At 43.8% G+C, this 14,612-nt stretch carries 15 protein-coding genes; 9 read left to right on the top strand and 6 right to left on the bottom strand.

The window, feature by feature from the left end:
• Positions 1 to 230: 230 nt before the first annotated feature.
• The 9 genes from BXP28_RS07035 to kapB all read left to right on the top strand — a co-directional run bounded on the left by BXP28_RS07035 (position 231) and on the right by kapB (position 10,382).
• Positions 231 to 1,973 (top strand): DUF6382 and FHA domain-containing protein, encoded by a 1,743-nt coding sequence (locus BXP28_RS07035; protein ID WP_046655198.1) that lies wholly within the window; start codon positions 231 to 233, stop codon positions 1,971 to 1,973.
• A gap of 139 nt (positions 1,974 to 2,112) precedes the next feature.
• The gene (locus BXP28_RS07030) at positions 2,113 to 3,669 is read left to right on the top strand and encodes an ABC-F family ATP-binding cassette domain-containing protein (protein ID WP_023483491.1); all 1,557 of its coding nucleotides are present in this window, start codon (positions 2,113 to 2,115) and stop codon (positions 3,667 to 3,669) included.
• A 25-nt stretch (positions 3,670 to 3,694) separates the two neighbouring features.
• Positions 3,695 to 3,985, top strand: coding sequence for a Dabb family protein (locus tag BXP28_RS07025; protein ID WP_036656764.1), 291 nt, complete (start codon positions 3,695 to 3,697; stop codon positions 3,983 to 3,985).
• A gap of 316 nt (positions 3,986 to 4,301) precedes the next feature.
• Positions 4,302 to 5,345 (top strand): M42 family metallopeptidase, encoded by a 1,044-nt coding sequence (locus BXP28_RS07020; RefSeq protein ID WP_036654503.1) that lies wholly within the window; start codon positions 4,302 to 4,304, stop codon positions 5,343 to 5,345.
• A 34-nt stretch (positions 5,346 to 5,379) separates the two neighbouring features.
• The gene (locus tag BXP28_RS07015) at positions 5,380 to 7,293 is read left to right on the top strand and encodes an ABC-F family ATP-binding cassette domain-containing protein (RefSeq protein ID WP_036654499.1); all 1,914 of its coding nucleotides are present in this window, start codon (positions 5,380 to 5,382) and stop codon (positions 7,291 to 7,293) included.
• Between the two features lie 30 nt (positions 7,294 to 7,323).
• Entirely contained in the window at positions 7,324 to 8,943 is a 1,620-nt protein-coding gene (locus BXP28_RS07010; RefSeq protein WP_036656763.1) for an ABC-F family ATP-binding cassette domain-containing protein, read from the top strand.
• 82 nt (positions 8,944 to 9,025) lie between these two features.
• Positions 9,026 to 9,559: a hypothetical protein gene (locus tag BXP28_RS07005; RefSeq protein WP_023483495.1), complete on the top strand. Its 534-nt coding sequence runs from the start codon at positions 9,026 to 9,028 to the stop codon at positions 9,557 to 9,559.
• A 22-nt stretch (positions 9,560 to 9,581) separates the two neighbouring features.
• On the top strand, positions 9,582 to 9,920 hold the full coding sequence (locus tag BXP28_RS07000) for a thioredoxin family protein (protein WP_023483496.1): 339 nt from the start codon (positions 9,582 to 9,584) through the stop codon (positions 9,918 to 9,920).
• Between the two features lie 78 nt (positions 9,921 to 9,998).
• Positions 9,999 to 10,382, top strand: a complete 384-nt coding sequence (gene kapB, locus BXP28_RS06995; RefSeq protein WP_023483497.1) for a kinase-associated lipoprotein KapB — start codon at positions 9,999 to 10,001, stop codon at positions 10,380 to 10,382.
• Between the two features lie 206 nt (positions 10,383 to 10,588).
• On the opposite strand, the gene BXP28_RS24055 is transcribed toward kapB, so the two are convergent.
• The 6 genes from BXP28_RS24055 to BXP28_RS06965 all read right to left on the bottom strand — a co-directional run bounded on the left by BXP28_RS24055 (position 10,589) and on the right by BXP28_RS06965 (position 14,242).
• Complete coding sequence (locus tag BXP28_RS24055; protein ID WP_077584986.1) at positions 10,589 to 11,041, bottom strand: AAA family ATPase; 453 nt, start codon at positions 11,039 to 11,041, stop codon at positions 10,589 to 10,591.
• Positions 11,038 to 11,646, bottom strand: a complete 609-nt coding sequence (locus BXP28_RS24050; RefSeq protein WP_023483499.1) for an ATP-binding cassette domain-containing protein — start codon at positions 11,644 to 11,646, stop codon at positions 11,038 to 11,040. The genes BXP28_RS24055 and BXP28_RS24050 overlap by 4 nt, the downstream gene beginning before the upstream one ends.
• A 61-nt stretch (positions 11,647 to 11,707) precedes the next feature.
• The gene (locus BXP28_RS06980; protein WP_023483500.1) at positions 11,708 to 12,358 is read right to left on the bottom strand and encodes an ABC-2 transporter permease; all 651 of its coding nucleotides are present in this window, start codon (positions 12,356 to 12,358) and stop codon (positions 11,708 to 11,710) included.
• The gene (locus BXP28_RS06975; RefSeq protein WP_023483501.1) at positions 12,348 to 13,214 is read right to left on the bottom strand and encodes an ABC transporter ATP-binding protein; all 867 of its coding nucleotides are present in this window, start codon (positions 13,212 to 13,214) and stop codon (positions 12,348 to 12,350) included. The genes BXP28_RS06980 and BXP28_RS06975 overlap by 11 nt, the downstream gene beginning before the upstream one ends.
• Positions 13,211 to 13,594 carry a GntR family transcriptional regulator gene (locus BXP28_RS06970; RefSeq protein WP_023483502.1) on the bottom strand — a complete coding sequence of 128 codons (384 nt, stop codon included), beginning with the start codon at positions 13,592 to 13,594 and terminating at the stop codon, positions 13,211 to 13,213. The genes BXP28_RS06975 and BXP28_RS06970 overlap by 4 nt, the downstream gene beginning before the upstream one ends.
• Positions 13,595 to 14,059: 465 nt before the next feature.
• A complete protein-coding gene (locus BXP28_RS06965; RefSeq protein WP_051427858.1) occupies positions 14,060 to 14,242 on the bottom strand; it encodes a hypothetical protein in 183 nt (60 codons plus the stop codon).
• Between the last annotated feature and the right edge of the window lie 370 nt (positions 14,243 to 14,612).

Genomic DNA, 14,612 nt, shown 5'->3' with positions numbered 1-14,612 from the left:
GTCCCCGTTGGGGACGAATTGGGGACAAAATCTACTCGGATTCACCATAATTCACTCGGATGAGAACAGATACGAACAAGAAAAACCCTTATAAATCAAGGGTTTTTAAGATTTACTCTTATTTAATTAGGGGAGAAATGTTACATATCCGGTTTCCTTTCATGTATGCGGTGCTTCCGGGCATTTTAACGGCTTTTGTGGAGCTGAAATGGCTGTAAGGAGGGGATGATTTGATCCGGAAGGTGTACGGCCTGCATTATGAATTTATTCAACAGCGGGGCCATTTTATGGTTCTAAGCAAGACAGCAGGATTGAAGAAAGAGGATGTTATACAAGTGGAACTGTATATGGCGAACAAGCAGACCATTCCCCATCTGCTGCCTTTCCGTCTGGAGGAGACAGATGGAGTTGCCAAGCTGGTATACGATGTGACTTCCAAAAGAATGCTTTCCCATACGCTAAAGACAGAGCCTTTAAAAGCAGAGGAATTGCTGGAATTTCTTTCCCGATTAACATCCATCCTCATAGAGAGCGGCAATTACATGTTAAGGGAAGAGTCTTTTTTGCTGGAAGACCGGTTTATGTTTATAGGTAAACAATTCAAAGAATTGTTTTTAACCTATGTGCCTGTCAGGCAACATTCACCCGTTCCGGTGAAGCGCCAGATCCAGCTGTTTCTTGAATCATTGCTGCAAAAATGTATTCTTGACAATCATTCCCTTTTTACCCCATTGCTCCATTACTGTACAGCGGAAGATTTTTACTTAAAAGGATTCAAAGAGTTGGCCGGACATTTGCTTGAACAGGCAGGAAACAGTCCTAATGTACTAAAAGGCGGAGAAAATCAGGGGGGAAGAAGGTTATCCCCCGATTTCGAACAGGTAATGAGCGAGGAGAAATCTATCCCGCAAATCAAAGAAGACGGCACCCCTGTCTTTAGATGGATCGGAGGAACGGGGGACGGGGAAGAAAGAGATGATAGTGGACAAAGTTATGCAGAGGCCGCAGTCTCCCATAACCGGGAAATTGAGCGTAATTCCATACCAGACCCCTGGGGGCAGCGGGACCCTGGTGAAGACTCTATATCCTGGCAGGATGCAGATAAGCTCCTTGAGGAAGATTCCGTTCATTTTTCTAAAAGAACCGTTTTTATTATTTATACGGCAGCATCAGTTATCATTATCCTTTTTTGGAAAATATACCTGGACCGTCAGGAAGAGGCGCTATTGTATATTGCCGGGGGCGTGACCTTATTTTTACCCGCTGCCATCTATGCTTTATTGCTTTGGCTGGCCGAGCGGGAGCCCGATGAAGCAGGGGATGCCTGGCCAACAGAGATGCAACCATGGGGAAACCGGAAGCCGGAGAAAGGATTATTCACTAATCATCCGGAAATTGTACAGAGTCCGACGGGTTATGCTGTTCAAGACAGTACAGAGGATGAGAGGAGAAACTTTTTTTCAAAAATGAAGTTATCTGTCTCCAGAAAAGCGAAGGAAACTGAACCGGCCATGAGCGAAAGTAATTTGCCGCCTCAAACCCTGAAGGAACATTACGCCTTTCTAAGTCAAAAGACAACTTTATTAACCGCGTCAAAGGATGACGCTACTGTTCCCTTCCAGCCGGCCTCCAATCCTTTTCATTTAGCCGGCTCCCATATGGCAGGCCCTGCAGATAAGCCGCCTTTCTTAGAGGTTTATAAAGATGGACAAAGGTCGGTTATTTTTATGGAAAAGGACTCCTTGACGGTCGGAAGGGGAGAAAAAGGGGTGGACTATCGGGAAGATCAGCCTGGAATCTCACGCATCCATTTCGAAATCACCAGGGAAGCAGAACGATTCATGATCAAGGATACAGGTTCAAGTAACGGGACCTTCCTGAACGGAGAGCCCCTGATTCCTTATCAAAGTTACCCGCTGAAGGAAGGCGACAAAATCCGGGTCCTTCAAATGGAATACATTTTTTTTGTTTGATGTGGGGTAACACTTTGGTTACTTTTCAAAACGGGAATGAAAATTATGTTTATTTTTTCTGTTTTCTGTACCTCCTTCCAATGCTATAATGTATTCTTATGATAGCTTGATTTATGGATAAAGGGGTATTTGAACTGACATGAGTCTGTTGACGGTTGAAGACCTGAGCCATTCGTTCGGTGACAGGGTTTTATTCAAGAATGTATCGTTCCGTCTGCTTGCGGGTGAGCACGTAGGTTTAGTAGGTGCCAACGGAGTGGGGAAATCCACATTAATGAACATTTTAACAGGCCAGCTTCTGAAGGATCAGGGAAAGGTCGAATGGACACCAAGAGTGGAATACGGCTATTTGGACCAGCATACCAGGCTGACTCCAGGCAAAACAATCCGGGATGTTTTAAAGGATGCTTTTCTTCCTTTGTTTGAACAAGAACGGGAATTGATAGAGATTACGAATAAAATGGCAGATGCTTCTCCGGAAGAATTGGAAGTATTGCTGGAACAAATGGGGGACATTCAGGAACAGCTGGATAACGGCGGTTTCTATATGATTGATGTGAAAGTGGAAGAGATGGCCAACGGTCTCGGGCTGAATGCAATAGGTCTTGACCGAAATGTAGAAGCATTAAGCGGCGGGCAGCGTACGAAGGTGCTGCTTGCCAAGCTGCTGCTGCAAAAGCCGAAGGTGCTGCTGCTGGATGAGCCTACCAACTATTTGGATGTTGAGCATATCGCCTGGCTCACCAATTATTTGAAAGAGTACCCGCATGCGTTTATTTTGATTTCCCATGATACCGAATTTATGAACAAGGTGGTAAATGTGATTTACCATCTGGAATTCACCAGGCTGACACGCTATTCAGCTAACTACGAGAAGTTCCTGCAAATGGCTGAGATCAATAAAAACCAGCATATTGAAGCTTTTGAAAAACAGCAGGAATATATCAAGAAGCAGGAAGACTTCATCCAGCGTAACAAAGCACGATATTCCACTTCCGGGCGGGCAAAGAGCAGGCAGAAACAGCTGGACCGGATTGAACGAATCGATCGTCCGGAAACAGCGGCAAAACCTATCTTCGTATTCAAGGAATCACGCGCCAGCGGTAAGAGTGTCTTTGAGGCGAAGGACCTGGAGATCGGATATGATTATCCACTTCTTCCCAAATTGAATGTCACTATTGAACGCGGGGACAAGATTGCAGTAGTAGGCTGTAACGGGGTAGGTAAATCTACTTTGCTAAAAACGATGCTGGGTAAAATCAAACCTTATAGCGGCACGGTTTATAGAGGGGATTTTTTGTATCCGGCCTATTTTGAACAGGAAGTCAAGGCGGGAAACCGAACACCAATTGACGAAGTATGGGATGAATTTCCGCATATGAATCAGCACGAGGTTCGGGCAGCATTAGCCCGCTGCGGCCTTAAGAACGAGCACATCACCCGGCAGATGAACATGCTGAGCGGGGGAGAACAGGCAAAAGTCCGCCTGTGTAAGCTTCTAATGAATGAAAGCAACTGGATTTTGTTTGACGAGCCGACTAACCATCTTGATGTGGCGGCGAAGGAAGAATTGCGGCGTGCGTTGAAACAATACAAAGGGACGGTTGTTCTGGTTTGCCACGAACCGGAGTTTTACGAGGACTGGGTGACCAAAGTCTGGGATGTAGAGCAATGGTCCTCCCAAACCGTGAAGTAAATTTAACCGAAGGAGAGTGTTGAATCTGCTGACTCACATTGTATTTTTCAAATTGAAAGACCGCAGTCCGGAAGCTGTGGAACGGACAGCAGAAGTACTGAGAAATATGAAAGGACGTATTCCCGAACTGCTGGACATTGAAGTAGGGAAGGACATTGTTCATTCCGAACGCTCATATGATCTCGCGCTTGTTACAAAGTTTAAGTCCTTATCCGATATGAATGCTTACCAGGCTCATCCTGTTCATCAGGGCGTTCTAGCCCATATGAGAGAAGTACTGGACAGCCCTTCCGTTTGTGTGGACTATGAGGGATAAGCTATCCGGCATAACCATTCTTCTGAGTGGAGCTTCTCCCAAAGGGTTTGGAAATATGCTTGAGAAACCCGCTTCACCTTGAAAGGATTAGATTAGAATTGGATTCAGGTTTGAAAAACACAGGAAAACAGTGTAGTATCCAAAGGAGAGAGGCTGCACTGTTTTTGTGTATTAAGTAATAAATCAGCAATGCAGGCGAAAAATTTTTGCGGATCCTCAAAAAAGGAATAAGGCAGTTTTTTAAGATTCGCCTCATGTTATGATGGGTGGCTTTTTTTGTGCAACTTGCGGTTGGAACGAGAAAGGAAGGATTACCTTGACATTTTCAATGAATGAATCTTATATATTGGATATTCTCGGTAAGCTGCTGAATACCCCAAGTCCAAGCGGTTACTGCCAAAAGATCATGAAAACAGTCCAGGAGGAAGCCGAGAATCTGGGTTATACCTTTGTATTGACTAATAAGGGATGCGGAATCATTACGATTCCGGGCCAATCCGGCTCCAGAACGATTGGAGTTTCGGGTCATGTGGATACGCTTGGTGCCATGGTACGTTCCGTAACATCCTCTGGAAGATTAAAATTGACTTCCGTAGGCGGGTTCATGATGGGGGCTATCGAGAATGAATACTGTAAAATCCATACGCGGGGCGGACAAATCTATGAGGGTACAATTTTGACTATAGAACCTTCAGTGCACGTGTTTCCAAAATCCAGGGAACTGGAACGGGTTGAGAAAAACATGGAAGTCCGGCTGGATGAACTTGTTCATTCCAAGGAAGATGTAGAAACCCTGGGCATTCGTACCGGGGACTTTATCTCTTTTGACCCGCGTGTGGTGATCAGGGAGAACGGCTTTATCAAATCCCGCCATCTGGATGATAAAGCCAGTATGGCTGCAATTTTTGGACTGCTGGAGCTGTTTAAGCGGCAAGATATCAAGCCAGCTTACACCGTTAAAGTTATTATAACTACGTATGAGGAAGTCGGTCATGGTGCTTCTTACCTGCCTTCAGATGTCAATGAACTAATCGCTGTGGACATGGGAGCCGTGGGGGATGATTTAAACTGTACGGAACAGGATGTTTCGATCTGCGCCAAAGACTCATCCGGACCTTATGACTATCATATGACTTCCAAGATGATAGAACTTGCGGAAGGGCTCGGTATCCGATTTGCCGTTGATATTTACCCGCATTACAACTCGGACGCTTCCGCGGCTTTGAGGGGAGGCCAGAATATACGGGCGGCTCTGATTGGACCGGGGGTTCACGCCTCTCACGGCATGGAGCGCACGCATAAAGAGGCTGTAGTGAACACCGCCATATTGCTGGCTGCTTACTTAACCGATCCGGCTTAAGCGGCCGGACCGCCATGTGAAGGAGAAAACAACCATGAGTCTGTTAACTGCAGAACATATCACGAAAACATACGGCGAAAAAGTGCTGTTCAAAGATATATTCTTTGTGATCAATGAAAAGGAACGGATCGGACTCATCGGCGTGAACGGTACCGGGAAGTCCACACTGCTTAAACTGCTGGCCGGCCTTGAAACGGCTGATGCGGGAAAGCTGAATCACGCGGGAGATTTCCGGGTGGATTATTTACCCCAGCAGCCTGAGTTTGACGAGACTTCCACGGTGCTGGAGCAGGTGTTTTACTGTAATTCACCTATTATGCAGACGCTGAGGGAATATGAGCAGGCGCTCTCGGAACTGGAAGCGGACCCAAGCGATGAAAGCAATCAGGCCCGCCTGTTCCGGGTCCAGCAGCAAATGGACGTGGTCGGTGCATGGGAGGCCGGTACGGTGGCGAAGACGGTATTGACCAAACTTGGCATTACCGATTTCACTAAACCCGTAGCCAAGCTGTCCGGCGGTCAGCGTAAACGAGTGGCCATGGCCCGAGTTCTCATTCAGCCCGCTGATCTGCTGATCCTTGATGAGCCGACGAACCACATTGATAATGAAACGGCCTTGTGGCTGGAAGAGTATCTCGGCAAGTGGAAGGGCGCTTTGCTGCTGGTTACACATGACCGATATTTTCTGGACAGGGTAACGAACAAGATTTTTGAGCTGGATCACGGACAGATATACAGTTACGATGGCAATTATGAGGTGTTTCTGGAGAAGAAAGCGGAACGGCTGGAGAGGGAAGCGGCCAGCGAACTGAAGCGGCAAAATCTCCTCCGCCGGGAACTGACCTGGCTGCGCCGGGGGGCGAAAGCACGGACTACAAAACAAAAAGCCCGTGTGGAACGTGCCGAAACTTTGCGGGACCAGAAGACGCAGGGACCAACCGATAAGCTGGACATGGCCCTGGCAGGCAGCAGGCTTGGTAGAATGATTATTGAGCTTCATGATGTAAGCAAAGCTATAAACGGGAAAACGCTATTTGAAGGCTTGAATTATGCTGTTGTAAGGGGAGACCGCATTGGGATTATTGGCCGTAATGGTGCAGGCAAATCAACCCTTCTCAATATGTTGGCCGGGGAGATTGGGCCGGATAATGGTTCCATAGAAGTAGGACAAACGGTAAAGATAGCCTATTATCGGCAGGAAATTGCCGAAATGGATGATACACAGCGCGTAATTGATTACATTAAAGAAGCGGCGGAAGTTATCCGCACGACTGATGGAAGTACGGTAACAGCTGCCCAAATGCTGGAGAGATTTCTGTTTCCCGGACATCTACAGTGGACTCCGATCGGCAAGCTTTCCGGAGGAGAAAAACGCCGTTTATACCTGCTGCGTACTTTGATGGGAGAGCCGAACGTATTATTGCTTGATGAACCGACGAATGACCTGGACATTCAGACGCTGGCTATTCTGGAAGATTATCTGGAGCATTTTCCGGGAGCTGTGATCACGGTCTCGCACGACCGTTATTTCCTGGACCGTACGGCAAATCATCTGTTTGCCTTGGAGGGAAATGGGGAAGTAAACCACTTCTACGGCACTTATTCCGATTATATGGAACATAAAAAAATGCAAGATGCTCTATTAATCCAGGGGTCAAAATCTTCCAAAGAAGCTCCGGCAGGCAAACCGGTTTCTGAAAAATCCAAACCAAAGAAGTTGTCTTACAATGAGCAGAAAGAATGGGACAGTATTGAAGAGCGCATTACGGAGCTGGAGGAACGGGCCGACAAGCTGAAAAGTGAAATTGAAGCGGCCGGAAGTGATTTTGCCAAGGTACAGCAGCTGTTTGAAGAGCAGCAGGAGGTGGCTTCGGAGTTGGAGACAGCACTTGAAAGGTGGACGTATTTGTCCGAACTGGTGGAAGAAATCGAGCGCAATAAACGTTGAATGAATATAGAAAGGGTATGGATGCGTACAATGATTACAGTAACGGGTGTAACTTTAAGATACGGAAAGCGGGCTTTATTTGAAGACGTGAACATTAAATTCACGCCCGGCAACTGCTATGGTTTGATTGGAGCAAATGGAGCGGGTAAATCCACATTTCTCAAAATCTTATCCGGCGAAATTGAACCTAATAAAGGTGAAGTGAGTATTGCTCCCGGTGAACGTCTGGCCGTACTCAGGCAGAATCATTTTGAATTCGATGAATGTGAAGTATTGAAAACTGTTATAATGGGCCATACGCGCCTGTACGAAATCATGGTAGAAAAAGACGTTCTCTATAGCAAACCGGATTTCTCTGAGGAGGACGGAATCCGTGCCGGCGAGTTGGAGGGGGAATTTGCCGAGTTGGATGGCTGGCAGGCGGAGTCTGATGCCGCAGAATTGTTAATCGGGCTTGGCATTCCTAAAGAGCTTCACGAACAGAAAATGAAAGATTTGAGCGGTAACGAAAAAGTGCGTGTACTATTGGCCCAGGCTTTGTTTGGAACACCGAACATTCTTCTGCTTGACGAGCCTACGAACCATTTGGATATTGAATCAATCCGATGGCTGGAGAACTTCCTGGCCAAATTTGAAGGCACTGTGATTGTGGTATCTCACGATCGTCACTTCCTGAACCAGGTTTGCACACATATTGCTGATATTGACTTTGGAAAAATACAGCTTTACGTTGGCAACTATGATTTCTGGTACGAATCCAGTCAGCTGGCCCTTAAACTGGCGAGAGAGCAAAACAAAAAAACAGAAGAGAAGCGGAAGGAATTGGAAACCTTCATTGCGCGTTTTAGTGCTAATGCTTCCAAATCCAAGCAGGCGACTTCCCGTAAGAAGCAGCTGGAGAAGCTTACATTAGAAGATATTAGGCCGTCCAACCGGAAGTACCCTTACATTAATTTCAAGCCTGAACGTGAAGCCGGGAAACAGTTGCTGGCTGTGGAGAGCATCAGCAAAACCATTGAAGGTGAAAAAGTGCTGAACAATATCAGTTTTACCGTCAATAAAGGGGACAAGATCGCTTTTGTTGGTCCTTACGGACATGCCAAATCGACTCTTTTCGATATTGTAATGGGTGAACAGGAAGCGGATGAAGGCACTTACACATGGGGAGTAACTACTTCACAAGCCTATTTTCCAAAAGATAACTCTGCTTATTTTGAAGGAGTCGATTTAAATCTGGTAGGATGGCTCCGGCAATATTCCAAGGATCAGGATGAGACTTTCCTCCGCGGATTTCTTGGACGCATGCTGTTTTCAGGTGAAGAAGCGCTTAAAAAAGCCAGTGTTCTTTCGGGGGGAGAAAAAGTTCGCTGTATGCTGGCTAAAATGATGCTGGAAGCTGCAAATGTATTGGTAATGGATGAACCCACCAACCATTTGGACCTGGAATCCATCACTGCATTGAATAACGGTTTGGTAGACTTTGACGGGACCCTGCTATTCGTTTCTCATGACCATCAATTTATTCAGACCATTGCCAACCGGATTATTGAAATTACTCCGAATGGAATGATTGACCGGATGATGTCTTATGATGAATACCTGGATAATGAGGAAATCAAGCAGCTTCGTCAGCAGCTTTATGCTGAATAAAACCATCAAAAGATAAAGGAAAACATGAGAGGTACGGGATATATTCTGGTACCTCTTCCAAGGCAGAAAGGAGACAGCAGGCATGTTTGACCCTACCATTTACGACAACTTGAAAGTCGTGCTGGAAGGAGCGGTATATGAATATGACCTTAAGGGGCAGATTCAGATCGCAGACCGCAAAGATGTGATTGATATAGCCGTTATGTCCCGCACTTATTCTATTTACTTCCAACAAGCCGGAGCGGAAGAAGGTGCTCCCTTGGCAGGACTTACCCTCCATGCCCCCATTGCTGATCTGGCTGCCGAACTGTTGGAACGTGATGGAGTAACGCCGGGCTGCGAACTTCACGTGACTTTTGAATTGGACGTGCCCGAACCGGAAATCGCTTGCCCTATCATAGAGAATCGGTTGAAACATTTGTGGGAAAACCGTCCGCAAATTTCTCAACGGGTTTCCTATCTGCATGGGGGGAATAAGGGGTATAACATTCTGGTGACCCTTGAGTTTAACCGTAAAATTGATGAGTCCAATATCGAAGACGTGTCCGCGGTTCTTTCCTATACGTGCCTTTCTCTGGAATGGTTCACGGATTGGAAAGGTCAGCTGCCCCGCTGATGTAAGGCTGAGGTAGGATCTTATGGCAGGAATGATAGAGGTAAGAGCGGAGGATATTCCCCGGTTGCTTCAAGAGACGGAAGGCCCCTTTGTGTTATATCTGTATTCACCTTTATGCGGTACCTGCTCATTGGCTTCCCAAATGCTAAATATCGTGATTCAAACATCGGCCTCGCTCCCTGTCTTCAAATGTGATGTATTGCTTGCACCTGATTTATGCCAGGATTGGCATATTGAAACTATTCCTTGCCTTGTTTTTTACAGCCGGAACAAAACAGGCCATAGAATAACAAGAATGGAATCAGTGGATTTGTTATTCCGGGAATTTAAAAAATGGAAAGAACAGCAGAGCACAGGATAACGAACCATTTTAAACAAAAAATAAAGCTGGTGCTTACGAAGTATTTTTGCTATCGCAAAAATTGGAGGAGGAATAAAAATGTCATTCTCAATAGGTGATCGGGTCGTCTTTTTCTATAAGAGCGGTAAATATATTGGAGAAATTGCGGATCAGCCGGGACTGACAAAACTTCCGGTTCGGGTGCTTGCTGTTTTGAAGCATCCTGCCCAGGGAGATATTCACTATCCGGGCCAGGTGGATGTTTCCATGTTCCATCAAAGAAAAGCTTTGGCTTATCAAGAAATAGCGGCTGTACCTCCTCAGGTTATCCAACCCTTTGATGGCGATATTCCGGACTATGAAGAGTCACTCGAAGCTGCTCTGAATAAAGAAATTACAAAACTGGAAGGAAAGCAGGATGCCTATGCAAGGCAGGCTCTTACCGAATTAAGCGAATTAAAGAAAGAATACTTTGGGACCTAAATAAAACCGGACCGGCTCCTGTAAAACAAAGCGGCACCGTATCCATCCTGTTTTAACAAGAATGGCACGGTGCCGTTATTTTGTGTTTATTCATGAAACATCTTGTTTTGCGAAGATACGTATAGAAATGGTACAAGACAAACCTTAAACGAGGAGAGCAAATAAAAGGGTCGGCAGTGTCCAAGCTGAATAACCTGCTGATTCGTTTAAAATCTGACGCTTCTTTTGGTCAAAAGAAGCGAAGGGCTGATCTTAAAAACATGGCTTTCTTCACTCAGAAGCGAAACAATGAATTCTCCCAGCATTCCAAGACTGCTCATGGCAACCCCGATTACTACATCCCGATCAAGCAGATGGGCAGGCCCTTTAATGAGGGCATAATTTTCTTCAATAATGTTCCTCTCTTCACTAAAAACTAAATTTCCCTGATGAATAAACGTAATATAATCAGCTATCCTGTCCAGGTCTGCGGTAATGTGAGTGGAAAATAATACGGTCTTACTCTCATCCTGAATAAGGTTTGAAAGCAAATCCAAAAGCTCACGCCGGAAGATAGGATCGAGTCCTGCCGTCGGTTCGTCCATGATAAGCAGATCGGCATGATGGGAGAGGGCAATGGCCAGACTAAACTTCATTTTCATCCCTTTGGATAATTTCATAATGATTTTTTTCTCCGGCAGTTCAAACGATCGGAGATATGATACGTATCCTCGTCCCAATTATCATAAAAGGGTGCGATAATTTGTTTCATTTTTTTCAAGCTCAAATGATCATAATAACGGCTTGCATCTGCTACATACCCGATCCTTTGTTTGATTTCCTTGCCGTGCTGTTCAAGCGGTTTTCCAAAAAAGCTGATGCTTCCCGAGTCCGGCTTTACCATGTCCAAAATAAGCTTAATCAGGGTGCTTTTTCCTGCTCCATTAGGTCCGATGAGCCCTGTAACGAATCCTTGACTGACTTGAAAAGAAACAGGTTTAAAAGCAAAGTCATGAAACGTCTTGCTGCGGATCATTTCCCTGTTGTTTCCGGAAACAAAAGAACCTTTGCCTACCATGGACTCTATGAATCCCGATTTTTCCAGTTCTTCGTAAGCCCGTTTTGTTGTAATGACGCTAACCTGAAGATCCTTAGCCAGCTGACGGATAGAAGGCAGGGGTTGTCCGGGACTAAGTTTCCGTTCATAATGGCTTTGCGGATTTGTTCCGCAATTTGGGCATATATAGGCGTGTCCGAATTTACAATAACAATATTCATAAGTCACCAGCCATTGTAATAGTATTTAGAATCGCATAAAAAAAGCTGATGTTCTTATTGAAAAGACATCAGCTAAGGTCCTTTTTTGCATAAATTTTCAGGGATACAAACATGGAAATAAAACCGATAACGAACGAAATTAAACAAGGAACCCATGCCCGAATGGCCTGCGGAAACGGTAATGTGGTGTTAAGACTGACAGGATGAGACTGTAACCATTTTATAAGAACAGGAAGAATGAAGGGTGTTAAAAAGACGAAAACAAATGATATCAGTCTTGTTTTGTCATAACCGAATTTAAATTGAACCGGAATTAGTATTCCGAAAAATATACTGAGAACTAAAAAGGTTATCCCGAAAGTATGAATGTTTAGCCTCTCCATGGACGACGGAGCGATAGACACTGTAATGATATGGATAATAACGCTGCAAATGAAAAGCACAAAAATAAAAAGATATTTTGCTTTTACAAATGCGTTTCGTGTATATGGAGTCGCACAAATCAGGGCGGCCCCTTTATATTTATCTTCAAATTTGGAAACATACATGAACAAAATATACTCCATAATGATTACCGTTAAAAGAAAGCCGATAAATCCACTGCTGCTAAATTCCAATTTTGAAGAGAGGTACAGAGGGGCCGCGGTAGTAAAAATGAGCATAATGAACAAATACTTTTTCACCAGGATCAAATCTTTTTTTACAAGGTTAATTAGCATTTATATTCCCCCTGACATAGGCCAGTATAACATCCTCAATCGTAGGCCTTTCCGTCAATATATCGGGTATTAATTGGCGCAATTCCGTTTTTTTATTGGTGATTCCTTCAAAACCGTATTGGGACTGGCGTAATGTTATAAATAATTTTTTTGTTTTTTCATTAATAAACTGATTATCCCCTTTTACCAGTGCGTGTGTATCCAGCAGTTCATCTTTTTCTGCATTAAATAAGATTCTCCCATTATCAATTAAGATGAGCATATCGGCGATTTTGTCCAAATCCGAGGTGATATGAGTGGAAAAAAATACACTTCTCCCCTCCTCATTCATAAAATCGAGTAGAATATCCATTAGTTCACTCCTCACTAATGGATCGAGGCCGCTTGTCGGCTCATCCATAATCAACAGATCCGCATGATGGGAGAGGGCTAAAGCGACGGCGTATTTCATCCGCATGCCTTTTGATAAGGTGGCAATTTTCTGATCCAATTTTAAATCAAACCGTTTTATATATTGCAAAAAAATAGAATCGTCCCAGTCGGTATAGGCGGGGGCGATCACACTTTTCATCTCTTTCAATGTCATCTCCTCGTAGAAATAGCCTTCATCCATAACGAAACCGATCCGGTTTTTCAATTTTCTTTCATGATGATCCATATCCTTGCCTAAAAATCTGATGCTCCCGGATTCCTTCAAAATGAGGCCGAGGATTGCTTTGATCGTGGTCGTTTTCCCGGAACCGTTAATACCAATAAAGCCCGTAATACAACCTTCCTTTAATGAAAAAGTGACATCATTTAAACAAAAATGGTCGAAAGTCTTATGCAAACCCTTTGCTTCTAAAATTAGGTTCATGTTCCATCCTCCTCTTCAAAAAGTAAATCCAGCATCGAATGAAGATCCTCTATTTGTATTCCCAAAAGACGAGCCATTTGGCAGACTTCTGCTAGTTTGACCTCCACCATGTTTCGCTTGGACTCCAGAAGTAACTCGAAGTTTTCCGGCGCGACATAAGATCCTTTGCCGACTTTAGTGATGATAAATCCCTCGGCTTCCAATTCGGCATATACTCTTTTAGTGGTCAGCACACTCACATGCAGATCATTAGCTAATGAACGAATGGAAGATAATTGATCACCTTCTTTCAATTCACGGTTAAAAATGGAAGTCTTAATCTGATCTTTTATCTGCTGATATAAAGGCTGATCTGATACAGAATCCAAGATTATTTTCATAAACAACCTCTTTTTAATAACTGTTATGTTATGTAATACACACCATACACACCATGCACAATTAGTAGTATAAAACAATTCCATAGAAATAACAAGATGCCCCGAATCCGAAGAAAAACAATAAAATAGAATTATGTGAAATAATTCACATATTATGATTATATTTACACTCATAAGAGTGTTAGGGAGAGCATAAGTTTAACCAAAATAAATGGTCTTAAAACATCATGACCCATTTATGAGATAAAAAAAGGAGATGGAAGAGATGAGCAGATGGTTAAGAGAAACAGATAAAGGCAAGAAGAAAAACTATGTTATTCGCGGATGATGGTACCTGAATCCCTGGATTATATCAGCTATCCGCTCCTGTTTTCCCAAAAACTGATCCGGATTGACAAAAAAAGAAACACCATTACTATATGTAACAGTGTTTCATGTTAGAAGGGGTTTGATGATGTTTTAGGATTAAATATCATGTTTCAAGGCAATAAAAGCATTTGAAAGCAGTCCTAGACCAATCCCGATTGTTGCACTAAGGATCCCGCCGAGGATAAGGTGGCTAGTGAGAAAACCTATTCCCAAACCCACCGATACTCCTAAAAATAAAAATGCTGCATAAAATAAGCCGATAGCCTCATATTTACCCATAATAATCACCTTCGTTTCATTAATATCAAGATAATGTAACAATGTTACGTTTGTTACTGTAATAATGTTGCATCATATATGCAATCCCATTTCCTGTATCAGAGCTGCTTTTTAGGATTGGATAACTTTTTATGTATAAACCTGTGAGAAGACAGGTTGCATATATCCATTGGGAACAGTAGAACTTATGGCTTTTTTGATTATAGGGAAGAGAAAAAAATAAAGTAGAAATATGGTTTGATAACTTTAGTAAAATTAAGTAGAATTAGTTAAGGGGAGAGATACCAAGTTAAAGAAAGCAGTTACGGGCTATTCGCGGCTTTTAATAGTTTCCGGAACTTGCTTTAAACCGTATTGCATCCAGTTTACG

The sequence above is a fragment of the Paenibacillus larvae subsp. larvae genome, assembly GCF_002003265.1.
Classification (GTDB): Bacteria; Bacillota; Bacilli; order Paenibacillales; family NBRC-103111; genus Paenibacillus_H; species Paenibacillus_H larvae.
The sequence above is the reverse complement of the archived record's forward strand: the minus strand, read 5'-3'. Positions and strand labels throughout refer to the sequence as shown.

What these genes read in the sequence shown, in the direction of transcription:
- BXP28_RS07030 (WP_023483491.1), top strand. Translation starts at nt 2,113, where the DNA reads ATGAGTCTGTTGACGGTTGAAGACCTGAGCCATTCGTTCGGTGACAGG.
- BXP28_RS07015 (WP_036654499.1), top strand. Translation starts at nt 5,380, where the DNA reads ATGAGTCTGTTAACTGCAGAACATATCACGAAAACATACGGCGAAAAA.
- BXP28_RS07010 (WP_036656763.1), top strand. Translation starts at nt 7,324, where the DNA reads ATGATTACAGTAACGGGTGTAACTTTAAGATACGGAAAGCGGGCTTTA.
- BXP28_RS07005 (WP_023483495.1), top strand. Translation starts at nt 9,026, where the DNA reads ATGTTTGACCCTACCATTTACGACAACTTGAAAGTCGTGCTGGAAGGA.
- BXP28_RS07000 (WP_023483496.1), top strand. Translation starts at nt 9,582, where the DNA reads ATGGCAGGAATGATAGAGGTAAGAGCGGAGGATATTCCCCGGTTGCTT.
- kapB (WP_023483497.1), top strand. Translation starts at nt 9,999, where the DNA reads ATGTCATTCTCAATAGGTGATCGGGTCGTCTTTTTCTATAAGAGCGGT.
- BXP28_RS24055 (WP_077584986.1), bottom strand. Translation starts at nt 11,041, where the DNA reads ATGAAATTATCCAAAGGGATGAAAATGAAGTTTAGTCTGGCCATTGCC.
- BXP28_RS06980 (WP_023483500.1), bottom strand. Translation starts at nt 12,358, where the DNA reads ATGCTAATTAACCTTGTAAAAAAAGATTTGATCCTGGTGAAAAAGTAT.
- BXP28_RS06975 (WP_023483501.1), bottom strand. Translation starts at nt 13,214, where the DNA reads ATGAACCTAATTTTAGAAGCAAAGGGTTTGCATAAGACTTTCGACCAT.
- BXP28_RS06970 (WP_023483502.1), bottom strand. Translation starts at nt 13,594, where the DNA reads ATGAAAATAATCTTGGATTCTGTATCAGATCAGCCTTTATATCAGCAG.
- BXP28_RS06965 (WP_051427858.1), bottom strand. Translation starts at nt 14,242, where the DNA reads ATGGGTAAATATGAGGCTATCGGCTTATTTTATGCAGCATTTTTATTT.